This is a genomic window from Actinomyces ruminis, from assembly GCF_002154335.2.
Classification (GTDB): Bacteria; Actinomycetota; Actinomycetes; order Actinomycetales; family Actinomycetaceae; genus Actinomyces; species Actinomyces ruminis.
Genome location: NZ_MTPX02000068.1, coordinates 49,918 through 73,365 on the forward strand (window position 1 = coordinate 49,918; position 23,448 = coordinate 73,365).

Sequence of the window (23,448 nt, forward strand, 5' to 3'; positions counted from 1 at the left end):
GGCCGCCAAACGCCCGCAACCCCGGAATCCTTTTACACTTATCCCTGTAAGTGTCAATGACTTCGGAGAGGGTGACAGATATGGCTGCCGGCTCCTGGCCCGTCGTCACCTGGGAGACCCTATCCTGGCGACCGCAGCGGCCCCAGTTGCTCAGCGCGCGCAACGTGCGGCGCTGCCGAACACCTACTAGTCCGCAATTCCCGCCACCATAGCGACGGCGCCGCTTGAGCTTCCCGGCGAGCTGCTGGCCCGTGAGGCCCGTGCTGTCGCCGCAATCGGCCGCTTTGACGCCGCCGCGGCAGATGCCCTGCTGCCGTGTACCGATCTGCTTCTGCGCTCGGAGTCCTCTGCCTCGTCTCGGATCGAAAGGCTCACCTCATCCGCGCGCAAGGTGATCGAGGAAGAGACCTTCGGTGGCGCAGGCGGCAACGCCACGGCGGTTGTGGCCAATACCCGCGCCATGCAGGCGGCCATAGCCCAGCCCGGCGGTCTCAACACCCGCACCCTGCTGGACATGCACCACGAGCTATTAGGCCCCACCGCACCCGATATCGCCGGCGTGCTGCGCAATGAGCCGGTATGGATCGGTGGACGGGACTATGCGCCAGTGGACGCCCTGTTCGTCCCGCCGGCGCACACTCGAGTACCGGAGGCACTCGCCGACCTGTTCACATTCACTCAGCGCTCAGACATCACCCCCCTGGCCATGATCGCGATTGCTCACGCGCAGTTCGAGACCATCCATCCCTTCGCTGATGGCAATGGGCGCACCGGCCGTGCGCTCATCCACTTGCTCTTGCGCCGTAGCGGACTGGTATCCCGGGCAGTCCTACCCCTGTCCGCCGTGCTCTTGACCGACACCAGTGCCTACTTCCACACCCTCGGCGCCTACCGAGACGGCGACCCGGCTGCTGTCGTCTCACTGTTCGTCGACGCGGCTAAGACCTCCTGCGACATCGGCCTGCATGCGGTCGCAGAGCTGACTCGTATCGAGGCCGACTGGAATGAGCGCATCACTGCCCGCGCCGGTACGCCCGACCGGGACCTGGCGCACCTGCTTGTACGCCATCCCATCCTCGACGTCGCCACCGCCGCACGGGAGCTGCAGGTATCACCGCAGAGTGCTAGACGTTCGTTGGCCCGCCTGGAGCAGGCAGGAATCGTGGTCGGCTATCAGGTGTCCCGCGGCCGGCGCGCCTGGCGTGCCCCCGATGTGCTTGCCCTCATGGACCACGTCACCGCCGGCATGCGCCGCGGCTGAGACGCGACGCACCTGTGACCGTGTCAGGTGAGCGGGGTTGCTAGTGATGCCACTAGCCGCTAATGTCGGGATTGCATCAAACGTGCTCCGGGGTCGGTGAAAGTCCGAACCGGCGGTGATAGTCCGCGACCCGGTTGCGCCCACCCGCGGGGCAGGCGCATCGGCTGAGCCGGTGGAATTCCGGCACCGACGGTGAAAGTCCGGATGGGAGGAGACACGTGGCGCGCGTCCGGCGTCGACGGGCCGTGGTGCGATCCCCATGTGGGCGCATTTCGGTCGTAGGCAACGGCCCTGCGCCGTGCGGCGCCAAGCGCGTGCCGCCCGTCACCCCGGAGCGCCCTGGGGCGGGCGCCCCGGGAGGATCCGGAGAGGACACCGCGCATGACCAGCGCCACTGTCGCCAGCGCCGGCATCGGCGTGACCGACCGCGAGGCGGACCACGCCCCGCGCACCGCGGCGCCCCGCCTGCCGCGACCGCGACTGAGCCCGCGGCCACCCTCGGGGCAGTGCTGCTGCTGGCCTGGTGGGCGATCACCCGCGCCGGACTGATCCCACCGGTCTTCCTGCCCAGCCCCGTGGACGTCGCCCGCCGCCTGGTGCTCGCCTTCACCCAAGGCGGCCTGGCCGGGTACACCTGGGTGACCCTGCGAGAGGCACTGCTCGGCTGCCTGGCCGCCGCCGCCCTATCTCTGCCGCTGGCCTGGATCCTGTACCACTCCCGCCGCTTCTCCCACGCCGTCCTGCCGTACGTGGCTGCATCTCAGGCCGTCCCGGCCATCGCCATTGCGCCGCTGCTGGTGGTGTGGATCGGCTACGGGACCGTGCCAACCGTGGTGCTGTGCGTGCTCATGGTCTTCTTTCCCATCACCGTTACCGTCCTGCTCGGCCTGCGCGGCCTGGACACGGACGTCATTGATGCCGCCCGGCTCGACGGCGCCCACGGCCTATCCATGCTGGTTTACATGGAGCTGCCCATGGCGCTGCCCTCCATCCTGTCCGGCCTGCGTACGGGCTTCACCCTGTCCGTCACCGGTGCCGTGATCGGCGAGATGACCATGGGCGGACAGGGCCTGGGCATGGTGCTTGCCTCCCAGCGGCAGACCGTGGACACCACCGGACTGTTCTCCACGATCGTGGTGCTGTGCGTCATCGCCACCACCATCCACTGGGTGCTGCACGAGTTGGAGCGGCGCAGCCGTGTTGTCGCCTCCATGCGGGGCCGGCGCGCCACCTGAGCCGGACCACTAATCACGCCGGCGCACAAGCGCCGCAGCGATAAGCCTTCTTCATTCGCCCATCCGCTTGCCTTAACCGCCACCCAGCACCGAAAGGAACCCCATGCCCGCCCTCGCCACCCGTCTGGGCCGCCGCACACTACTGACCGCCATGGGTGCAGGGGCCGCCGGGCTGCTGGCCGCCTGCGCATCGGGCACCGGCGCGCAGACCGCCACGGCCACTGCGTCTTCCGCCGCCTCCGGGCTGGTGCTCGGCATGACCTACACCCCGAATGTACAGTTCGCACCCTTCTACCTGGCCCTGGCCGACGGCGAATACGCGGCGGGCGTCTCCCTGCGCCACCACGGCGAGCAGGAGGGACAGTTCGACGCGTTGCTGGCCGGGACCGAGCACCTGGTGGTGGCGGGCGGTGACGAGGCGATCGTGGCGGCCTCCAACGGCAATGAGCTGGTCATTATCGGCGGCTACTACCAGCGCTACCCCGGCTGCATCATCGTCCCGGAGGACTCCGACATCACCGAGTTGGCCGACCTGGCCGGCAAGACGATCGGCACGCCCGGCAAGACGGGGGAGACCTGGTACTCGGTGCTGGTGGCCCTGTCCTCGGCCGGGCTTGCCGAGGACGACGTCGACGTGCAGGAGATCGGCTACACCCAGCAGGCCGCCCTGTCTAGCGGCAAGGTGGAGGCGATCGCCGGCTTCTCCAACAACGATGCCGTCCAGCTCGCACGGAGCGGCATGCCCGTGCGCATTATTGAGATCGGCGAGCAGGTGCCGCTGCTGGGTGCCTCCCTGATCACCACCCCGCAGGTGCTGGCCGACCGCCGCGCCGAGCTGGAGGCGGCGGTGGCTGCCTCCGCCGTGGGGATGACCAAGTTCGTGGACGACCCCGATGCGGCCGTGGAGGCCACCAAGGAGTACGTGCCGGACCTGGTGGACTCCACGCAGGCCGAGAACGCCCGTGAGGTGGCCGTCGCCACCGGTGAACTGGTGCGTCCCAGCGAGAACACGGTGGTGGGCGCGCTGGTCCCGGAGCAGGTGGGGGAGACCATCGACTTCCTGGCTGGCCGCGGCCTGCTCGGTGAAACCACCGTGACCTCCGACGCCGTCTGCGATCCGTTGATCACCGTCTGACGCGCACTGCCTCGTCCTGGTGCCTCCCTGCCAGTTCTCACGTACGCATTCGCCTCTGAGGCAGAAACTCGCACGTCAGGCACTAACTCGTGGCTCGTGGCCGCCAACGCACGGGGTGATTACAGCCGGCAGGCCACCAAGGAGGAGACCAGGATGGCGCGCGCCCCGATGGCGTAGAGCTCATCCATGACGCGGTTGGCGTCCTTGCGGGGGACCATCGCCCGCACCGCCACCCAGTCGGGGTTCTGCAGCGGGGAGACAGTGGGGGACTCGATGCCGGGAGTGACCTCACTGGCCAGGTGCAGCCGGTTCATGGGGATGTCGTAGTCCACCAGCACGTAGGAGCGGGCCCGCAGCACCCCTTCCAGGCGGCGCACCAGCGTGGCCAGGCCGGGCTCGTCGCGGTACTGCTCGGTGGTGATCAGCACCGCCTCGCTGGCAAGTATCGGCTCCCCGAACGTCTCCAGCCCGGCGGCCCGCAGCGTGGACCCGGTCTCGACGACGTCGGCGATCAGGTCCGCCACCCCCAGCTGCACGGAGGACTCCACGGCACCGTCCAGGTGCACGGTCTGGGCGTTGATGCCCTGTTCTGCCAGGAAGTTGCGCACCAGCACGTCGTAGGAGGTGGCCACGCGCTTGCCCTCGATGTCGGCCAGCGTGCTCATGGTGCCGGCGGGCGCGGCGAAACGGAAGGTGGAGCGGGCGAAGCCGAGCGGCAGGTGCTCGATCGCCTCCACGCCCGAGTCCAGCAGCAGGTCGCGGCCGGTGACGCCGGCGTGGACGGTGCCCTGGCCGACGTACACGGCGATGTCGCGCGGACGCAGGAAGAACAACTCAACCTGGTTGGCGTCGTCGACCAGGACGAGTTCCCGGCCGGAGCGGCGAGTGCGGTAGCCCGCCTCGGCGAGCATGGTGGTGGCGGGCTCGGACAGGGAGCCCTTGTTGGGGACGGCGATGCGCAGCACGGTGGTCCTTGACTGTGTGGTGAGTGGGTGGTGGGTCGATGTGGGGACCGGCAGGCCCGTCACAGGTAGCGGTAGATGTCCTCGAGCGTGTAGCCCTTGGCCAGCATCATCACCTGGATGTGGTACAGCAGCTGGCTGAGCTCCTCGCAGGCGGCCGCGTCGGACTCGTGCTCGCAGGCCATCCACGCCTCGGCGGCCTCCTCCACCAGCTTCTTGCCGATGAAGTGCACGCCGCGGTCCAACTCCTCAACCGTGCCGGACCCGGCGGGGCGGGCGGCGGCCTTGTCCTGAAGCTCGGCGAAAAGGTCCTCGAAGGTCTTCATGGGCTCAGCGTAGTGCAGCCGCCGAGGTGGTCGTCTCCTGCACTCAGGCGTCCGGGAGGTCTCGTGCCAGACGGGCGGCATAGCGACCGGCCGCCGCCGCGGCCAGGAACGCTGCGGGATCCTGTTCGAGCCCGCGTCCCATGGTGTTCAGACGAGCACCGGTGTCTCGTTCCACGGTGACCAGTGCCTCATGCAGTCCCGCCACGGACACGTCCACCCGCCGGTGCGTGGCCCCCTGCCGCCGCGGGGCGAACAGGGCTGCGGCCTGCTCGGCCACCTGCCGCCCGAAGGCGCCTTCCAGGCAAGGGACGACGACGTCCGCGGCCGCCAGGGCCACGCGCCCGTAGGCGGTCAGGGAGTGGTGGGAGATGCCCCGGTGGCGGGCCCTGCCGTCCGCCTCGGACACGCGCAGACAGGCAACCGGGCGCCCGTCCAGGGCGGCGACGGCGTTGACGGCGTCGCCGCAGGCCACCCCGGAGAAGCCCCAGGGCGTGTCGGTGCCCAGGTTGCCGGGCCCCTGGGCGACCACAATCACATCCGCGTCCAGCACGTACCGGGCCGCCAGCAGCCCGTTGTGAATGCTGACGGCCTCCAGATCCCCGCCCCAGGCCTGCCCGACGCTGACGGTGCCGGCCAGCAGCCCCGCCTCCTGCAGGGCGGCGACGGTGCGCGAGTAGGGCAGGGGCAGGGCGCCGCCGTCGGTCATCACGTAGACGACGCGCAGCTCGCGCGGCTGCGTCGGCGCGTTCACCGAGTCGCCGTCGGCCGGCAGCGGGGCGCGCAGCCCCGCCAGGACTGCGGGCAGAGCGGAGTGCAGGTCGGCGATCACCACGGGGCCCCCGCGAGGGTGAGGTCCTCGATCGGTGCGGACAGCAACGCATGGGCGGGTGTGTCCTGCTCATCAACGCCGGCAACCATGACCTGGTCGGGCATGTAGCGGGCCTTGACCAGGTGTCCGCCCGGAGCCGGATCCACCGGCAGCAGGCCGGGCCGTGCGGTCACCATGGCGTGCCCGCCGGTGCCCAGACCGCGGGCCAGCGCGGACACCTCCAGCCGCACCCACTCGCCGGGCTCGGGCAGGCCGGTGACGGATTCGTAGGCGACGGCCCGGCACGGCTCGCCGTCACCGAGCACGACGGCGCCCGATGGGGCCGACACGATCCGCACCTCGACCTCCGCGCAGCGTCTGCCGGGACGTCCCCAGATCCGCCGCACACCGAGCACGTTCGCGTCACGCCACATCATGTCTTCACCCTAAGCCACCCGGGTGTCTCGCCAGCGCCGGCGCGGCCGCAGCGCCTACGCTGGCGCCGTGCCCCAGTCCGCGTCCCGTCCCGACCCGGCCGCCATCCCCGCCGAGGAGCGGCAGGTCAACCTGCTGTTGGCACTGCGCAACACCGCCATCGGTCTGACGCGCACACAAATCACCCGCACGGTCGCCGGCTATGACATCGACGGCGGCGCCTCCGCCGAGCGCATGTTCGAGCGCGACAAGGGTGTGCTGCGGGACCTGGGCATCCAGATCACGACCACCGGCCAGGGCGAGGATGCCCGCTACCGCATCACCGATGCCGACTACGCCCTGCCCAATCTGACGCTGACTGCCGCGCAGGCCGCCGCCGTCGAACTGGCCGCCTCCGCCTGGCGCAGCGGGGCACTCACCCCGGCGGCGCGGCACGCACTGACGAAGATGCGGGCGGTCGCCGCGGACACCGCTCCCACGCCGCTTCCGGATCTGAGCATCGACCTCGGCAGTGACGTCTCCGGTGGGCAGGTGCCCGCCGAGCTGGCCGGCGCTGTCCAGGAGCGGCGGCGCGTGAGCTTTGACTACGCCTCCGCCAGCTCCGGGAAGGTGGGTGCACGCATCGTGGAGCCGCACCGGCTGCGCATGAGCGAGGGCGCCTGGTACCTGGATGGCCGGGACCATGCCTCCGGCGAGCAGCGCACGTTCCGGCTGGCCCGCATTGTCGGGCCCGTTTCGGTGGTCTCGGCGGCCGGAGCTTCCCGCCTCCTGCCGCGCCCGCCCCCGCCGGGGCGCAGGCGGTGCTCGCCGTTGCGCCCGGCCGCGCTCTGCAGCTGCGCGCTCGGGCGCACTCCACGGCCCCGGCGCGCCAGCCTGCCGGATGGGACGAGGTCCACGTTACCTACATGGATCGTTTCTCCTTCGCCGGAACGCTGGCCGCCCTGGCGGACGCGGTCGTGGTGCTGTCTCCGCCCTCGCTGCGCGACGATGTCGCCGCGCATCTGCGGGCGGTGGCCGCCCTCGCCGGGCCTCCACCGGGACAGGAGGAGGACTGACATGGCGCGCCCCAGTTCCACCGACCGGCTGGTGCGGCTGCTCGCCCTGCCCGCCTGGGTGTCCGAGCACGACGGCGCCACCCTGGCGCAGGCGGCCGCGCACTTCGGTGTCACCGCCCAGACCATCCGCCAGGACGTGGACACCCTGTGGGTCTCCGGCCTGCCCCGGGGCCTGCCCGACGAACTGGTGGACTTCTCCGCCGAGGCCCTCGAGGCGGGCCGACTCAGCCTGACCGAGCCGCTGGGCCTGGATCGGCCCGTGCGCCTGTCCCACCGCGAGGCGGTGGCGCTGCTGTTGTCCTTGGGTGTGCTGGCACAGGTACTGGCGGACGATCCCGAGGCCGCGGCCGTCCTCGAGCAAACACGCGGCGCGCTGCGCCAGTCCCTGGGTGCCTCCAGCGCCGCAGACGCCCCGTCGTCGCCGGAGACTGCCGGAGGGCCGCCCGCAACGGCGGGCGTCCTGCCGACCGTGCGCCGGGCGCTGGCCGAGCAACGGCGGTTGCACCTGGTCTACGTCTCCGCCACCGACACCCGCTCCGAACGCGACGTCGATCCCCTTGAGCTGGTCAGTGACGGCACCCACCTGACACTGCGCGCCTGGTGCCTTACCGCCCGCGCCGAGCGCTCCTTCAGGGTCGACCGCATTCTGCGGGCACAGGCGTTGGACATGCCGGCAGCGAACCACCGCGCCCCGCGCCGCGCCCAGCGCACAGCCGCTGTGGAGGCGACGCTGGTGCTGAAACCGAGCGGCCGCTGGCTGGTCGAGCAGATCCCCTGTGAGGTGTTGCATACCGATCGGATGGCACGCTGCACGTGCGGGTAAAGGGACGGGACCGGGCCTGGCTCGTGGGGTTGGTGCTGTCCGCTGGCCGGCACCTGCGGTCGGTCGCACCCACCGATCTTGCGCTCGAGGCGGCCGCAGCGGCCCGGCGCGCCCTGAATAACCTGGACAACACGGCCGCCGTATACGCCTGTGGTGGAACGCCGACAGACGGATGCGCTCCCGGCGGCGGCGAAACGCTAGACTCGTGACATACCCCGCGGGCTCATTCTCAGTCGCGAGCCCGACGAAAGGAGTTGCGTCGTGATCAAGCCCACGCACATCGTCGTCCTGCTTGTCGTCGTCCTGCTCATCTTTGGCGCCAACCGGCTGCCCGAGATCGCCGGCAGCATCGGCAAGTCGATGAAGGTGTTCAAGAAGGAGGTCAAGGAGCTTCGCGAAGACGAGGAGACCCCCGTCGCGCAGCAGCCCCCGGCCCAGATTCCGCAGCAGCCGCAGCAGGGCACCTACTACACCCAGCCGACCCAGGCGGGCCAGACCGCCCCGCAGACGGCGCCCCAGCAGCCGGCCGCCCCGCAGCAGCCGCAGCCGTACACGGACGGCACCGTCCAGCAGTGATGTCCTGGCTCGTGGCGTCGTGGATGCGCCGCGGGCCGAGCGCCGTCACTACCTCGTCGCAGGGACCGGGACCGCCCGGTCCCGCGCGCGTATAACCACCAGCACTCGGGAGGAGTAGAACGTGCCGCATATGCCCAAGCTGCCCGGCCGCAGGCGCAAGGAGAACCCCGAGGCGATCATGTCGATCGGGGATCACCTGCGGGAGTTGCGCAACCGCCTGTTCATCTCCGCGATCGGCATTACCGTGATGGCCGTCGTCGGCTATTTCCTCTCCGACAAGGCCTACCAGTTCATCACCTATCCGGTCGAGGCTGCCAACGCCGAGGGCGCCAACCTCAACGTCAACTTCTCCACGCTACTGTCCTCCTTCGACATGCGGATGCGCATCTCCATCTGGATCGGCGTGCTGCTGTCCTCGCCGCTGTGGATCTACGAGTTCTTCGCCTACGTGGGCCCGGGCATGACTCGCAAGGAGAAGGCCTACACCTGGGTCTTCGGCGTGGTCGGACTCCTGCTGTTTGCCGCTGGCTGCGCCCTGGGCATATGGGTGATGCCGCGGGCCGTGCGCATCCTGACGTCGTTCATCCCCCACAGCACTTCCGCCGCCGGCATTATGGACGTCTCGACCTACCTGTCCTTCATGCTGCGACTGGTGCTGGCCTTCGGCATCGCGTTCCTGCTGCCGGAGGTCATGGTGGCCCTTAACCGGCTGGGGGTAATGAAGGGCCGCACCATGCTCAAGGGCTGGCGCTGGGCGGTGGTCGGCATCTTCACCTTCATGGCCTTCGCCAACCCGCTGCCGGACCCCTGGTCAATGATCTTCATGGCCATTCCCATCACCGGCCTGTACTTCCTGGCCTGCTACATCTCCATCCGGCACGACAAGCACGTCGCCAAGCGCCGTGCCGAAGAGGACGCCGCCCTGGACGCGGCCTTAGCCGAGAACTCCTCCGTCACCACCGTCTGAGAGGCACATCCGCCCTCCACCGGTACGCCGCCCGCCGCTGGCGGTGCGAATCGGTGGCGGGCCGCGCATAGGGTTACCCCATGAGCTCGCCCGCCGAACGTTACGCCGCCGCACGCCGTCGCCAGGCGGAGTCGCGCACCGAGCTCGCCCGCTTCGCCGCGACCTACGACTTCCCCTTCGACGACTTCCAGAACGACGCCTGCCGAGCCCTCGAGGCCGGCGAGGGCGTGCTGGTGGCCGCACCCACCGGCGCCGGCAAGACCGTGGTGGGAGAGTTCGCCGTCCACCTGGCGCTGGCCCAGGGGCTCAAGACCTTCTACACCACCCCGATCAAGGCGCTTTCAAATCAGAAGTATGTGGACCTGGTAGCGCGTCACGGAGCCGACCGGGTGGGCCTGCTGACCGGGGACACCTCCATCAACCCACACGCCGACGTGGTCGTCATGACCACTGAGGTCCTGCGCAACATGCTCTACTCCGGCTCCCGCGACCTGGACCGGCTCGGCTATGTGGTCATGGACGAGGTTCACTACTTGGCGGACCGCTTCCGCGGCCCCGTGTGGGAGGAGGTGATCATTCACCTCGCCCCGGAGGTACAGGTGGTGTCGCTGTCCGCCACGGTGTCTAACGCCGAGGAGTTCGGGGACTGGCTCGGGCAGGTACGGGGCCGCACCACCGTGGTGGTCTCCGAGCACCGGCCGGTGCCGCTGACTCAGCACATGCTGGTGGGACGTCGACTGCTGCCCCTGTACTCGGCACGGATGCAGCCCAGCGCTGATGCCGAATCAGCCGCGGGGGAGGCCGGCTATCCGCTCAGCCGCCATTGAACCCCGACCTGTTGCGGGCGGTGCGGGATGCACGCCGCGCCGCGGCAGGAGAGGACCGTCAAGGCGGCTACGAACGCCGGGACGGGCGCAGGGCAGGTTCCGGACGCGGTGGCCGCTGGTCGCGCCACGCCGGCGGTAGGCCCCGTCCACCGCGCCGCGGCGAGGGCGGTGCCCGCACCGCCCGCCTGCGCCCGCCCGCACGCGGCACCGTCATCGGCGCCCTGCAACGCGCTGACCTGCTGCCGGCAATCGTGTTCGTTTTCTCCCGTGCCGGCTGCGAGAGCGCGGTGCGTGAGGCGATCTCCCGCGGCGTGGACCTTACCACCCCGGACGAAGCCCGCCGCATCCGGGAGATCATCGACCGGCGCACGGCGGATATCCCCACCGCCGACCTGGGCGTGCTCGGCTTCCACGCCTGGGCCCATGCGCTGAGCCGGGGCGTGGCGGCGCACCACGCCGGCCTGCTGCCGGTGTTCAAGGAGACCGTCGAGGAGCTTTTCGCCGCCAACCTGGTCAAGGTCGTCTACGCGACCGAGACCCTGGCGCTGGGCATCAACATGCCCGCCCGCACGGTGGTGCTGGAGTCTCTGCGCAAGTGGAATGGCTCGGCGCACGTGACCCTGACGCCGGGGGAGTACACGCAGCTGACCGGCCGCGCGGGCAGGCGCGGTATCGACGTCGAGGGGCACGCCGTGGTTTTGGCCACCGACGACGCCGAGCCCGCCTTTGTCGCCTCCCTCGCCTCCCGCCGCACCTACCGCTGGTATCGGCCTTCCGTCCCACCTACAACATGGCCGTCAATCTGCTGGAGCGCCTGCCGCGTGAACGCGCCCGGGAGGTGTTGGAGTCCTCCTTCGCCCAGTTCCAGGCCGACCGGGGCGTGGTGGAACTGGCCGCCGAAATCCGCCGCAAGCGCCGGCACCTGGACACGCTGGAGCAGCAGATGGCCTGCCACCTGGGTGACTTCGGCGAGTACGCCCTGCTGCGCCGTCGCATCGCCGATGCCGAGGCCGATCAGTCCCGCGCAAACCGGGCCGCACGCCGCAGCGAGGCGAGCCGCTCCATGGGGGCGCTGGCGCGCGGTGACGTGGTCCTGTATCGCGCCGGCCGGCGCCACCGGCACGGCGTCGTCGTCGCCCAACATGCCGCGAGCTCCGGGGAGCCGTACCTGACGGTGGTCGGCGAGGACAAGCGGGTGCACACCCTTACTCCCGAGAGCACACCCGATGGCGTCAACCGGGTTGGTTCACTGCCGGTTCCGGAGGACCTTGACGCCCGCCGCCCGCACCAGCGGGACCGTCTGGCCGAACGACTGCTTGAGGCGCTGCGCGCCGGTGCCCTGGACGCCTCCACCGCGCGCGGTTCCCGCCGGGGCCGCCGCCACGACGCCGACACCGCCTCCCGCTTGGAGCAGCTGCGCCACCGGTTGCGCGCCCACCCCTGTCACGCCTGCCCTCAACGCGAGGAGCACGCCCGCGTGGGCCGCCGCTGGGTGCGTGCACGCGAGGAGTTGGACCGGTTGCAGTCTCGAGTGGATCGGCGCACCGGCACGATTGCCCGCCAGTTCGATGCCGTGTGCCGGGTGCTGTTGGAACTCGGCTACCTGGTTCCGGCCGAGGCGGACCGGCCCGAGGGCGAGCTACGGGTCACGGCCGCCGGCAGGATGCTTGCGCGCGTGTACGCCGAGCGGGACCTGCTGGTGGCCGAGTGCCTGCGGCAGGGCCTGTGGGACGACCTGAGCCCGGCGGAGCTGGCCGGGGCAGTGTCGGCCTGCGTGTACGAACCCCGAATGGCGGCCGCCTCACTCGGTCTGCCGACGGCGCCCGGATCCCGCCTGGGGGAGGTGCTGCGCCAAGAGCTGTCCGTCTCCCGGCATATCAGCAACCTGGAGGCGCTGGAGCGGGTGGAACCCTCCACCGGCGCCGAGCCCGCCGTGGCCGGGGCGGTGCGGGAGTGGGCCGACGGCGCCGATCTGACCGCCATCTTGACCGAATCGGACCTTACCGCCGGAGACTTCGTGCGCTGGTGCAAACAGCTGCTGGATGTGCTGGGGCAGCTGGCTACGCTCAGCACCGCCGCGGGGGAGCGGCCCCGGTTGGCCGACCCCGCCGGGCGGTCGAGTCTGGCCAATCTGAATCGGTTGGCCATGACCGCAGCCGAGGCCTGCCTCGACGTCAATAGGGGAGTGGTCGGTTGGTCCTCCGTATGAAACTCACGCGGCGTCTGACCCCACTGCTGACCTGCGCCTGCGCCGGCCTGGGGGTGTGGGCGGCCTTCCCGCCGTTGAACGCGTGGTGGGCGGCCCCGCTCGGGCTGGCCCTGCTGGCGGCGTTACTGCGCGGCCGCGGCCCCTGGGCGGGGGCGGGCCTCGGGCTGGTGTTCGGCGTCGCCCTGTTCACGCCGCTGCTGCACTTCACGGCGGTGGCCATGGGCAACCCGGTCGGCTGGGTGGCGCTGACGGCGGTGGAATCGCTCTACCTGGCTGCCTTCGGCGCTGCCTGGGCACTGGTCGGGCGGATCAGCCGCCTGGAGCGTCCCGGCGCCAGCACCGTGTTGGCGCGTATGGCCGCCTTCACCGTGCTCTGGTGCGGGGTGGAGGAGCTGCGCTCGTCCTGGCCCTGGGGCGGTTTCCCCTTTGGCCGGCTCGCCTTCGCCATGGCGGACGCCCCGATGCTGCCCTTCGCCGCCTACGGCGGCACCGTTGGACTGACCGCGCTGGTGGCCTTCGCGGGGGCCGGCATTGCCGAGGCCGGCCGCGCGCTCGCGCGGCGCCGTGCCCTCGACGCACTGGTGGCCATCGCCTTGGCGGGCATGGTCGTCGTCGCTCCGATACTGCTGCCGGTGGACGGCGCCGCCCAGGACGGCACGCTGCGGGTGGCTGCGGTGCAGGGCAATGTGGCCGAGGAGTTCGAGGACGCTTTCAACCGGGCGCTGGAGGTGACCGGCAACCACGCCGAGGCGACCCGCGCCCTGGCCGAGGAGGTCGGGTGGGGCACCCTCGACGTGGTGATCTGGCCGGAGAACGCCGCCGACCTGGATCCGCGCACCACCCCTGCGTCGGCGGCGCTGGTGGAGACGGCCGCCCAGGCCGTCGGGGCACCGATCCTGGTGGGGGCCATGTCCTACGCGGACTCCGTGCGCTACAACGACATGGTGGTGTGGACGCCCGGCGTGGGGGCGGGGGAGTACTACCGCAAGCACCACCCGGTGCCCTTCGCCGAGTACATTCCCCTGCGCGAGCAGCTGCGCCACCTGACCGACCAGGTGGACCGCATCGGCACCGACCTGGCTCCGGGCACGGGCCCGCAGACGCTCACCGTTCACGCCGCCGCGCAGGACCGGGACGTCACGCTCGCCATGGGTATCTGCTTCGAGGTCGCCTACGAAGACACGCTGCGGACTGGCATTGAGCAGGGCGGCGAGGTGATCGTCATCCCCACCAACAATGCGAGCTTCCTGCACTCCTCCGAGGCTGAGCAGCAGTTGGCGCAGGGGCGGGTCCAGGCGGTCGTACACGGACGCGCCCTGGTGCAGGTATCCACCGTCGGGGTGACCGCGATCATCAACCCCGGGGCGTCGTCGAGCAGCGCGCGCAGCCCTATACGCAGGCCTCGCTGGTGGCGGACGTACACTGCGTACCTCCGTCACCGTTGCCGACCGGCTCGGCGCCTTACCCGGGCGCGCACTCGAGGCGGGTGCCGCGCTGCTGACCGCAGCCGGTATGGTTTCCGGTGCGTCACGGCTCTGGCGTCGGCGACGCCGCCGGGCGTGACCGGATCGGTGACCCGGATAGACCCGCACAACGGACAGGAGAAGGATCGTGAAGGCCCTGGTGGTAATCCCCACCTACAACGAGATCGAAACCCTGGCGGGGGCGCTGGACGGTGTACGGCAGGCCGCGCCGGAGGCGCACATCTTGGTGGTGGACGACAACTCGCCCGACGGCACCGGGGCGTTGGCCGACGCCCGCGCTCAGGCCGACGACCACATCCACGTATTGCACCGCAGCGAGAAGAATGGGCTGGGACCGGCCTACCTCGCGGGCTTCTCCTGGGCGCTCGCCTCCGGGTACGAGCTCATCTGCGAGATGGATGCCGACGGCTCCCACCGGCCGGAGGACCTGGCACTGCTCATTCAACGCGCCGAGATGGCCGATGCGCCCGATCTGGTAATCGGCTCCCGCTGGGTGTCCGGCGGCGCCACCGTCGATTGGGATGCGAAGCGGGTGGCCCTTTCCCGCGGCGGCAACCGGTATATCAACGCCATGCTCGGGCTGGGGGTCAGGGACGCAACCGCGGGCTTCCGCGTCTACCGGGCGAGCCTGCTGCGCCGATTGAACCTGGGGGAGGTGGAGGCGCTCGGCTACGGCTTCCAGGTCAATATGACCAAGCTGGTGGCCGACGTCGGTGGTCGCATCGTGGAGATGCCCATCACCTTCCATGAGCGGGAGGCAGGCCAGTCCAAGCTCTCCGGCGGAATCTTCTCCGAGGAGCTGGCCCTGGTCACCAAGTGGGGGGTCGCCAAACGTGGCGCACAGCTGGCCGGTTTGGCCGGTTCGGCAGCGACCGCCGTGCGCCATGGGGCCAGCCGCCTCCGGCGGGCGGCTCAGAAACGCTCGCGGTAGATCTCGCCGGAGCGCAGCATCTCCAGGCGCTCATCGAGGAGCACCTTGAGGTCCTCGATGTCGCGGCGCTCGAGCAGCATGTCCCAGTGCGTACGCGGCGCCTTCTTCGGCTCCTCCGACTCGGGCTCATCCTCACCCCGCAGGGCCGCCGCCTGGCCGCACTCGGGGCACTCCCAGGTGGGGGGCACCTCCGCCTCCACGGACATCGGCACGGTAGTGACGTGACCGAGGGGGCACTCGTAGGTGATGTTCTGCCTGGCGGCGAACTCCACGCCCTCCTCGGACTCCATCGACTTCGCGCCGATCGTCATGCCTCGCAGTGCGCGATCCGCCATGCTGGTGCCCTTCCTGTTCGCTGTTGCTTAACCGCCGAGAGGATAACGCACCCATGCCGCGGCGCATTCCCGCGCCGCGGCAAATGCCCCTGTCGGAACGCGACTACCGCACGAGGTACTGCGGCATACTTGGCGCCATGGCAACCAAGCGCATCGGAATCCTGACCGCCGGCGGCGACGCCCCGGGACTCAACGCCGCGATCCGCGGCTTCGGCAAGGCGGCAATCGCCGAGCACGGCTGGAAGCTGATCGGCTTCCGCGACGGCATGCGCGGCCTGGCAGAGAACCGATACACCGAGCTGGATGCGAAGGCCCTGTCCGGCATCCTGACCACCGGTGGCACCATGCTGGGCACCAGCCGGGACAAGGTGCACCGCATGGTCGTTGACGGCGAGGTGCGGGACATGATTCCCACCATCGTGGAGAACGTCGAGAAGGACAAGCTGGACGCGCTCGTGTGCCTGGGCGGGGGCGGTACCGCCAAGAACGCCCGTCGACTCATGGACGCCGGCATTAACGTGCTGCACCTGCCCAAGACGATCGACAACGACATCGTGCACACCGACACCTCCTTCGGCTTCTCCACCGCCCTGGAGATCGCCACCGAGGCGGTGGACCGGCTGCACTCGACGGCGCACTCCCACCACCGCATCATCCTCACCGAGATCATGGGTCACCGCGCCGGCTGGCTGGCGCTGGGGGCGGGCGTGGCCGGGGGAGCGGACGTAATCCTGCTGCCGGAGGTGCCCTATTCGGTGGAGGCGATCGCGGAGCGGATCGAGCGGCGCCGCAAGCACGGGTCGAGCTTCTCCGTGGTCGCCGTGGCCGAGGGTGCCCGCAGTGTCAAGGATGCCGAGGAACTCGCTCACGCCCAGGCGCTGGTCAAGGACGCCTCCAGCCCGGAGTTGAAGGCGATGGCGAAGAAGGGCGTAAAGGCACTGGAGGCCTCCCACCGCGCCAACACCTTCACCCTGGCCGAGCAGCTCGAGGCCGCCACCGGCCTGGAAGCCCGAGTGACCATCCTGGGCTATGTGCAGCGCGGCGGCACCCCGAATGCGGCCGACCGGCTGCTGGGCACCCGCCTGGGCGTCGCCGGGGCGAATGCCATCGCGGCCGGCAAGTTCGGGGTCATGGTCGCCGACCGCGGGCACGACACCGCGCTGGTCCCGCTCAAGGAGGTCGCCGGTAAGGTCAAGTACGTGCCGCGCGACCACGAGTGGATCAAGGCCGCCCGCGCGGTGGGCACGGCGCTGGGGGACTGACCTGGACGGAGTCTGGAGGCGCCGTCGCCGCGCGCGCCTCATAGCCGCCGGGTCATGAGCGTCAGGTCGAGCAGCTGGCCGTGTTTCTCGCCCGCGGCGACGACATTGCGGGTAGCACGAGTCGCGGGGGAGTCCGCCATGACGGCCGGTCGGATTCGGACGTGTTCATCGATCAGCTCCTTCGGCGTCACATACGTACCCAAATTCGGCAGTCTGGTGGGCCGCGCTCACCGATACGGCATCGGTGAGCGCGTTCAGCAGCTTCAGTTCCTCCCGCCAGTCACCGGCAGCAGCGCATGATCACAGGCGCCCAGACACAACCGCTGCTTTCCGCTTAGTTTCGCAGCGGCGTCGTCCCATGCCCAATCACGACTCCCGGATATTGGGACCGCGGGGGCCTCGAATCGACTTATGTCATTTAGGCACTCGTCGTCGTACAGCAGAGGAGTGAGCCACACGGCCGGGACCGCGTTGTCGGCCGCCCAGCCTGAAGCCATGGTGTCCAGCGATTTCGCCAGCACCAGGCGTTCATCTGCGTTCGCCGTACACTCCGCGAGCCGGTCGGTGGCCTCAGCAACAGCGGCGCGGCGCTCGGCTGCATCAAGATCAGACAGGTCCCACTGTGCATGGAAGACCTTCCAGCCCGCCAGCGAGAGTGCGCGCATCGGCAGCTACAAGCCCGGCAATTGCACTGGGTAGTTCAGGCCGGGTAGGACCAGCAGGCACCGCTCATCATTGACGTCGGGCACATTGCCCACCCATTCACGGACCTCAACCCTCGCCATACCAACCAATACTAGTTCGCTAGAGCAGAGCACCTGCCATACCGGCAACAGTCAACTATAATTGACGTCATGAGGACCCTGATCGGAGCCAACGACGACGCGCCACTGAAGGAGCTCGGACGCATCGTGCGCAAGCGCAAGGAGCTCGACGCCGCGGAAGAGCTCGCCGTACGCCGCGCCCGCAACGCCGGCCACAGTTGGACGGCGATCGGCGCTGCGCTGGGTATCAGCAAGCAAGCCGTCCACAAGCGCTATGGGAAGTAGTGCAACACCGTCAGACCGCGCGTCGCACGGCCTACCCGTGACGCCGATAATGTACATTATGTCATTCCAGCGATGTTGACGGACCGAGGCGTCTGCCAGCACGCGCGAGCCGACCGCCCACGCCTCGGCGGCCCCCTCTCCCACACTTCGCACCTACCCGAGCGCAACGCTCTGTGCGCTCACGTGCCCTGACTCCAACGATGTTCGGATGCCGCTCACATGGAAAGTCCTGCCACCGGGGGCAACGTGTACCGCGGGCTGGCGCACCGCCAGCCGGCCCGGCTGAACCGACAGGCCTTGCCGCCTCCGCCGACAACGAGTACTAAAGGAGTCTCGGTGTTTCTTGCGCTGCGTGAGATACAGCATGAACCCGGCCGCTTCGCGCTGGTCATCTCGGTGATCACACTGATCACCTACCTCACCTTCTTCCTCGCCTCCCTCGCCTCCGGTCTGGCCGGCTCCTACCGGGCCATCGTGGACAGCTGGGACGCTGGCAGCGTCATGGTCACCGAGGCCTCCAACGAGAACATCTCGGCCTCACGAATGACGAGTACGCAAGTTATCTCCGCCACATCCATCGCCGAGGACGCCGGTGCTGACGCATCCCCCCTAATCTCCGTTGCCGCCGTGGCACAGCCCTCCGCGGGGGCGGAGGCGGGCAGTAGCCAGCGCGACGCGGAGAACGAGGCGGACGACGGATCAAAGACCGACGTCTTCGCCTTTGGCGTGGACCTGGACGGCCCCCTCTCCCCCACCGTCGTGGCTGGCTCCCCGATCACCAACCCGACAACGGAGATTCTGGCCGATGAGAGCCTGCGCACGCAGGGGCTGGCTGTAGGCGACACGATCCGGCTCCTGGGCTCGGACCACGAGTGGACCATCACCGGCTTTACTCAAGACACCACCTTCCAGGCCGCCCCCGTCCTCACCCTGGATGCGAAAGCCCTGCGGGAGCGGGGACCGGACAGCCTGTCCCCCACTACCAGCGCCGTCGTGGTTGATGACGACATCACTATGGACTCCAAGGCGGCAGCGGCGGCTCCGGCCGCCGGACTCACTCTTCTGACCAGCGGCGAGCTGATCCAGACACTGCCCGGCTATTCCGCACAGGTACTGACATTCACCCTCATGATCGGCGCCCTCATCCTCGTGGCCTCGGTGGTGCTCGGGATCTTCCTCTACGTCCTCACCCTCCAGAAGCGCCCGGTCCTGGGCATCCTGCGGGCGCGCGGGATGCCCACCGGCTACCTCATCCGCTCCGGAGGAGCCCAGACCGCGCTCCTCGCGGCAGCGGGCGTCCTACTGGGCCTGATACTGACCCTGCTGACCTCGGTCGTCCTTCCGGACACCGTCCCGTTCCGTATGTCCTCGGGACTGAACGCCATGATCGCGCTCGCCTTCATCCTGGTGTCGGTTCTGGGAGGGCTGGCGTCGGTGCGCGTAATCGCTCGTATTGATCCGGTGGAGGCAATCTCATGAACGACGTCGACCGGCACGCGTCGGCAGCCGCGATGGTGCTGTCCGGGGTGTCTCGCGACTACCGCCAGGGCAAGGAGACCGTGCACGCACTCAGGCCCACCGACCTGGAGATCCGCAGCGGTGAGCTCGTGGGCATCCTGGGGCCCTCCGGCTCGGGCAAATCGACGCTTTTAACCGTTATGGGCGGACTGCGCACGCCGACCACGGGTACCGTCGAAATCGGCGGAGATCCGTTCTCCGCGCTGCCCGAGAAGAAGCGGGCGCAGCTGCGCCGGCAGTACCTGGGGTTTGTGCTTCAGAGCTCGGGCCTGGTCCCGTTCCTGACTCTGGCCGACCAGTTCACCCTGCATGACCGGGTGCTTCGTCGTGCCCCGGCGACGGAGCGTCGCAACGAGCTGCTCGACACTCTGGGCATCAGTGACCGCGTGCATGCCTACCCGTCCCAACTGTCCGGAGGCGAGAAGCAGCGCGCCGCTATCGCCGTCGCCGTATACCACGACCCTAAGGTGATCCTCGCCGACGAGCCCACTGCCGCGCTGGACTCCCGGCGAGCCCACGACGTGGCACAGCTGCTCGCGCAGCAGACGCACGAACTGGGCAAGGCAACGGTGATGGTCACCCATGATGAACGGATTCTGCCGGTCTGCGACCGGGTCATGGTCATGCACGACGGCGTGCTCGGCGCTCGGGAACGCGCCGACTCGCCGTAGTATCATCTTGCCAGGTACGGCTCCCATAGCAGGCGTCGTACGCGAGCATGCTGCTCTTCCTTCGGCACGAACCCACCACCCCACAACATGCTCTAGAATGTCATGACATAGTCGTTGCAAGGGTGGCCGTCTGGCGACCGCATGCACGATATCGGCCCGTCAGGATTAAGCTTGGCCGGGATTTGTCGGACAGCCGCGCAAATCGGTCGGGCCGGTGATACAGGTTCATGCAGGAGTCTCACAAAGGAGTTTGCCGTTGGTCGTGCGCCGCGAACCCACGCTTGCTGACGTCGCCGAAGTCGCCGGCGTCTCCTTGACCACCGTGTCCCGGGTCCTCAACAACCGGGGTTACCTCAGCCAGGCGACAAAAGACCGCGTCGCCAAGGCGATTGCCGAGCTCAACTACCGTCCCAACCAGGTAGCCCGCGCCCTGCACGGCAAATCGACCAACATCATCGGCGTGATCGTGCCCACGGTCGCGCTCCCCTTCTTCGGCGAGCTCGCCGATGAGATAGAGAACGCCCTGGCTGAGCACCACTACCGCATGCTGGTATGCAACTCGATGGGCCGGGCCGACCGAGAGCGAGAGTACCTGGACCTGTTGGTCTCCCACCGCGTCGACGGCATCATCTCCGGCGCCCACAACGACGATCTCAAGGAGTACCAGACGGTCCGCATGCCGCTGGTGACAATTGACCGGGACCTGTCCCCCACGATCCCCAACATCCGCTGTGCCAACGAGGCGGCCGCACACGAGGCGACCCGCCTGCTGCTGGACCGCGGCGCTCGCCGCCCCGCCCTGCTGACCTCGCGCACCGGCCCTCATAACCGCCGTGAAGCCGGCTACCGGACCGTCTTGAAGGAAGCCGGCGTCGAGCCCCTCATTTTCGCGGTCGACTTCCACACCCCCGACGCCGAGCGGGCCCGTCTCATCGACGCCCACCTGGACGCCGCGGCCGGCCAGATCGACGCCGTCTTCGCCACCGACGACCTGTCGGCCGCCGCAGTATTGGATTGGGCCGAACGGCACGGCCGACGCGTGCCCGAGGACTTCAAGGTAATCGGATTCGACGGTACCTCCGCAGTGCGCCGCGCCCTGCCCGGTCTGGCCACGGTCCAGCAGCCCCTGGCGAACCTGGCCCGCACCGCCGTCGACGTACTGCTGGCGCAGATTCAGGCAGCCGCCAAGGGTGAGGATGCCCAGCCCGTGGACGCTCCCATTGAGTTGCCGGGCGTGCTCCTTCCGGGCAGGACGACGTAGCCCCGCCCCCGCCGCGAGGACGCCGCACTCGCACCACCAACGACAACCACACATATAGGCAGGTGGCCGACCCGGTTTCCCGGGCCGGCACCTGCGTTCTGTGAGACTCGACGACTCCTGAAGCCGTCAGGCGTCGGCGCCCTGCGCGGCGGGCTCCGCCGCCGGGGTGACGGCGTACAGCGCGTCGCCGCGGGCCACCTCGCCGGTGTGCTCGTCGGTCAGGCCACCGAAGGCGGTCGCGTTGGAGACCACGATCGGGGTTACCGTCTGGTAGCCGGCCTCGGTTACGCCGGCCCAGTCGACCTCGACCAGCGTCTGTCCGCGCAGCACCTTGTCACCGGCGGAGACCTTCGGGGTGAAGTGCTTGCCGTTCAACTCGACGGTGTCCATGCCACGTGGATCAGCAGCTCAACACCGCTGGCCGAGCGCAGGCCGTAGGCGTGGCCGGTCGGGAAGGCGACCAGCACTTCGCCGTCGATCGGGGACACGACGGGACCGGAGTCGGGCACCACCGCCAGGCCCGGGCCGAGCATCCCGGAGGCGAAGGTCTGGTCCTGCACCTCGGACAGCGGCACGGCCTTACCCTGGATGGGCGAGGCGATGGTGAAGTCAGTGGCGGCCTCGGCAGGCAACTCCACGGTGGCGGCATGCGCCTTGGTGGCCTCGGCCTCCAGCGCCGCCTCGTCCACCTCATCGTCTGCGGCGAAGGACGCCTGCCCCTTGGGAGTACGGCCGTAGACGAAGGCGGCTGCGAAGGCGATGATGAAGGTGGCAATCTCCAGCACCACGTAGATCGGGATCTTATCGGTGATGATAGAGACGAAGCCGACGAATCCGGCGGCGCCCAGAGCGGCACCGCGCACGTGGAACAGGGCCACGCCGGCGCCGCCGATGGCGGCAGCCCCCATACCGATGAAGAACGGCCAGCGCAGGCGCAGGTTCACACCGAAGATGGCCGGCTCGGTGATACCGAAGACGGCGGAGACACCACCGGCACCGGCAAGACCCTTCATCTTGGCATCCTTGGTGAGGGCGAAGACCGCCAGGGCCACGGCGCCCTGAGCGACGTTGGCCATGGAGGCGATCGGGAAGATGAAGTCACCGACGCCGCCGTTGACGGGCAGCAGCGGGATCTCGACGGCGGGGAAGGACTGGTGCAGACCAGTGACCACGATCGGCGAGTAGACCAGGCCGAACAGGAAACCACCGACCGGGCCCAGCGTGTTGTAGGTCCAGTCCAGGCCCTCGGTGATCCAGATGGACAGCTGCCGGGTGATCGGGCCGACGATCACGAAGGTGAGGAAGCCGGTCAGCAGCATGGTGATCAGCGGCGTGAGCAGGAAGTCCGCGGTTCCCGACAGCCGCTTGTGCAACCACTTCTCGATGGTGGACAGGATCCAGGCGACGCACAGCACCGGGATGACCATCGCCTGGTAGCCGATCTTGTCGACCGTCAGGCCGAACAGGCTCCAGGTGTCGGAAGTGCCCATGTACTCCCAGAAGGCCTGGGCGGCGTCCTCCTTGGCCATGTCATACGCGGACAGCAGCGACGTGGACACCATGGCGGCGCCCATCGCGGCGCCTAGGTAGACATTGCCGCCGAAGCGCTTGGTGGCCGAGTAGCCCACCAGCACGGGCAGGAAGGCGAAGGCCGCCGAGGAGATCATGTTGATCAGGTCGGCATAGTCGGTCAGCCAGGCGTAGTGCCTGACCAGTGAGTCGCCGTGCAGGAAGAAGAGCAGGCCTTCAGCTCGGAGCACGTTGTCGATCGCCATCATCAGACCGCCGGCGATCAGGGCGGGAAGGATCGGGACGAAGATGTCCGCGATCATCTTGATGAAGCGGGAGACGATGTTGCCACTCTTGGCGGCCTCCTGCTTCGCCTCATCCTTGGACACTTCCTTGACGCCGCCGGTCTTGACCATCTCGTCGAAGACGATGTCGACGTCGCCAGGACCGACGATGATCTGGAACATACCGCCGGCCACGAAGGTGCCCTTAAGATCGGGATCCTTGTCCAGCGCCTTCTGGTCCACCTTGTCCATGTCATTCAGGACGAGGCGCAGGCGGGTCGCGCAGTGCGCGGCCGCGTTGATGTTATCCGCGCCACCGACGTACGTCAGGACGTCTTTCGCCACGCGGGCGTGATCCATAGCCACCCGGGCTTCCTTTCTGTGGGAACTGATCACTCTGCATTGAGCTCGACGGAAGGTTCCGGCGCGCCGAGGGGTCGGTCGCCGACCAGGCGCTTAGACCTATGTCAAACGTCGGTCAGACTACCTTCGGTCCTGGCGTTCCGCAACCGTTGGGACCAGACA

General features: G+C 69.0%; 17 protein-coding genes, 6 pseudogenes and 1 riboswitch. Of the genes and pseudogenes, 17 read left to right on the forward strand and 6 right to left on the reverse strand.

Going from position 1 to position 23,448, the window contains the following annotated elements:
• The first annotated feature begins 391 nt into the window (after positions 1-391).
• The 3 genes from BW737_RS12380 (at position 392) to BW737_RS12390 (ending at position 3,631) form a co-directional block, all read left to right on the forward strand.
• Positions 392-1,261 carry a Fic family protein gene (locus BW737_RS12380; RefSeq protein WP_257210811.1) on the forward strand — a complete coding sequence of 290 codons (870 nt, stop codon included), beginning with the start codon at positions 392-394 and terminating at the stop codon, positions 1,259-1,261.
• Between the two features lie 79 nt (positions 1,262-1,340).
• Positions 1,341-1,482: riboswitch (FMN riboswitch) on the forward strand.
• A gap of 285 nt (positions 1,483-1,767) precedes the next feature.
• The gene (locus BW737_RS12385) at positions 1,768-2,496 is read left to right on the forward strand and encodes an ABC transporter permease (protein WP_099330381.1); all 729 of its coding nucleotides are present in this window, start codon (positions 1,768-1,770) and stop codon (positions 2,494-2,496) included.
• A gap of 103 nt (positions 2,497-2,599) precedes the next feature.
• A complete protein-coding gene (locus BW737_RS12390) occupies positions 2,600-3,631 on the forward strand; it encodes an ABC transporter substrate-binding protein (RefSeq protein WP_420835749.1) in 1,032 nt (343 codons plus the stop codon).
• A 119-nt stretch (positions 3,632-3,750) separates the two neighbouring features.
• Here the strand turns inward: BW737_RS12390 and hisG are convergent, their stop codons facing one another.
• The 3 genes and pseudogenes from hisG to BW737_RS12405 all read right to left on the reverse strand — a co-directional run bounded on the left by hisG (position 3,751) and on the right by BW737_RS12405 (position 6,164).
• Positions 3,751-4,596, reverse strand: coding sequence for an ATP phosphoribosyltransferase (gene hisG / locus BW737_RS12395; RefSeq protein ID WP_086614516.1), 846 nt, complete (start codon positions 4,594-4,596; stop codon positions 3,751-3,753).
• A gap of 59 nt (positions 4,597-4,655) precedes the next feature.
• Positions 4,656-4,919 (reverse strand): phosphoribosyl-ATP diphosphatase, encoded by a 264-nt coding sequence (locus BW737_RS12400; protein WP_086614515.1) that lies wholly within the window; start codon positions 4,917-4,919, stop codon positions 4,656-4,658.
• A gap of 43 nt (positions 4,920-4,962) precedes the next feature.
• Positions 4,963-6,164, reverse strand: a pseudogene (locus tag BW737_RS12405) (DUF3866 family protein).
• Positions 6,165-6,609: 445 nt separating this feature from the next.
• On the opposite strand from BW737_RS12405, the pseudogene BW737_RS18755 reads away from it, so the two are divergent.
• From BW737_RS18755 to BW737_RS12450, 9 genes and pseudogenes are all read left to right on the forward strand, one after another.
• A pseudogene (locus BW737_RS18755) lies at positions 6,610-6,828 on the forward strand (WYL domain-containing protein); the annotation flags it as partial.
• A gap of 134 nt (positions 6,829-6,962) precedes the next feature.
• Positions 6,963-7,217 (forward strand): WYL domain-containing protein, encoded by a 255-nt coding sequence (locus BW737_RS18760; protein ID WP_257210823.1) that lies wholly within the window; start codon positions 6,963-6,965, stop codon positions 7,215-7,217.
• An 82-nt stretch (positions 7,218-7,299) separates the two neighbouring features.
• Positions 7,300-8,040 (forward strand): annotated as a pseudogene (locus BW737_RS12415) (helix-turn-helix transcriptional regulator); the annotation flags it as partial.
• 32 nt (positions 8,041-8,072) lie between these two features.
• Positions 8,073-8,249, forward strand: a complete 177-nt coding sequence (locus tag BW737_RS20265; protein WP_476723627.1) for a hypothetical protein — start codon at positions 8,073-8,075, stop codon at positions 8,247-8,249.
• A gap of 52 nt (positions 8,250-8,301) precedes the next feature.
• On the forward strand, positions 8,302-8,616 hold the full coding sequence (gene tatA, locus BW737_RS12420; RefSeq protein WP_180272214.1) for a Sec-independent protein translocase subunit TatA: 315 nt from the start codon (positions 8,302-8,304) through the stop codon (positions 8,614-8,616).
• Positions 8,617-8,746: 130 nt separating this feature from the next.
• Positions 8,747-9,583 (forward strand): twin-arginine translocase subunit TatC, encoded by an 837-nt coding sequence (gene tatC / locus BW737_RS12425; protein ID WP_420835751.1) that lies wholly within the window; start codon positions 8,747-8,749, stop codon positions 9,581-9,583.
• Between the two features lie 80 nt (positions 9,584-9,663).
• Positions 9,664-12,619: pseudogene (locus BW737_RS19580) on the forward strand (DEAD/DEAH box helicase).
• Positions 12,616-14,182: pseudogene (gene lnt, locus BW737_RS12445) on the forward strand (apolipoprotein N-acyltransferase). The pseudogenes BW737_RS19580 and lnt overlap by 4 nt, the downstream one beginning before the upstream one ends.
• A 48-nt stretch (positions 14,183-14,230) precedes the next feature.
• Positions 14,231-15,034: a polyprenol monophosphomannose synthase gene (locus BW737_RS12450; protein ID WP_086614512.1), complete on the forward strand. Its 804-nt coding sequence runs from the start codon at positions 14,231-14,233 to the stop codon at positions 15,032-15,034.
• Here BW737_RS12450 and BW737_RS12455 read toward each other — a convergent pair.
• The gene (locus BW737_RS12455) at positions 15,016-15,369 is read right to left on the reverse strand and encodes an RNA polymerase-binding protein RbpA (protein WP_086614511.1); all 354 of its coding nucleotides are present in this window, start codon (positions 15,367-15,369) and stop codon (positions 15,016-15,018) included. The two genes, BW737_RS12450 and BW737_RS12455, sit on opposite strands and share 19 nt — an antisense overlap.
• A gap of 137 nt (positions 15,370-15,506) precedes the next feature.
• Here BW737_RS12455 and BW737_RS12460 point away from each other — a divergent pair, with 137 nt between their 5' ends.
• On the forward strand, positions 15,507-16,631 hold the full coding sequence (locus BW737_RS12460; protein WP_086614542.1) for a 6-phosphofructokinase: 1,125 nt from the start codon (positions 15,507-15,509) through the stop codon (positions 16,629-16,631).
• Positions 16,632-16,894: 263 nt separating this feature from the next.
• Here the strand turns inward: BW737_RS12460 and BW737_RS12465 are convergent, their stop codons facing one another.
• Positions 16,895-17,296, reverse strand: coding sequence for a hypothetical protein (locus BW737_RS12465; protein WP_086614510.1), 402 nt, complete (start codon positions 17,294-17,296; stop codon positions 16,895-16,897).
• A gap of 189 nt (positions 17,297-17,485) precedes the next feature.
• On the opposite strand from BW737_RS12465, the gene BW737_RS12470 reads away from it, so the two are divergent.
• The 4 genes from BW737_RS12470 (at position 17,486) to BW737_RS12485 (ending at position 21,130) form a co-directional block, all read left to right on the forward strand.
• Positions 17,486-17,680 carry a hypothetical protein gene (locus BW737_RS12470; protein ID WP_086614509.1) on the forward strand — a complete coding sequence of 65 codons (195 nt, stop codon included), beginning with the start codon at positions 17,486-17,488 and terminating at the stop codon, positions 17,678-17,680.
• Between the two features lie 336 nt (positions 17,681-18,016).
• Entirely contained in the window at positions 18,017-19,159 is a 1,143-nt protein-coding gene (locus tag BW737_RS12475; RefSeq protein ID WP_086614508.1) for an FtsX-like permease family protein, read from the forward strand.
• Positions 19,156-19,869 carry an ABC transporter ATP-binding protein gene (locus tag BW737_RS12480; protein WP_338063932.1) on the forward strand — a complete coding sequence of 238 codons (714 nt, stop codon included), beginning with the start codon at positions 19,156-19,158 and terminating at the stop codon, positions 19,867-19,869. The genes BW737_RS12475 and BW737_RS12480 overlap by 4 nt, the downstream gene beginning before the upstream one ends.
• Positions 19,870-20,125: 256 nt before the next feature.
• Positions 20,126-21,130, forward strand: a complete 1,005-nt coding sequence (locus BW737_RS12485) for a LacI family DNA-binding transcriptional regulator (RefSeq protein WP_086614507.1) — start codon at positions 20,126-20,128, stop codon at positions 21,128-21,130.
• Between the two features lie 126 nt (positions 21,131-21,256).
• On the opposite strand, the pseudogene BW737_RS12490 reads toward BW737_RS12485, so the two are convergent.
• A pseudogene (locus tag BW737_RS12490) lies at positions 21,257-23,283 on the reverse strand (sucrose-specific PTS transporter subunit IIBC).
• Positions 23,284-23,448 lie beyond the last annotated feature (165 nt).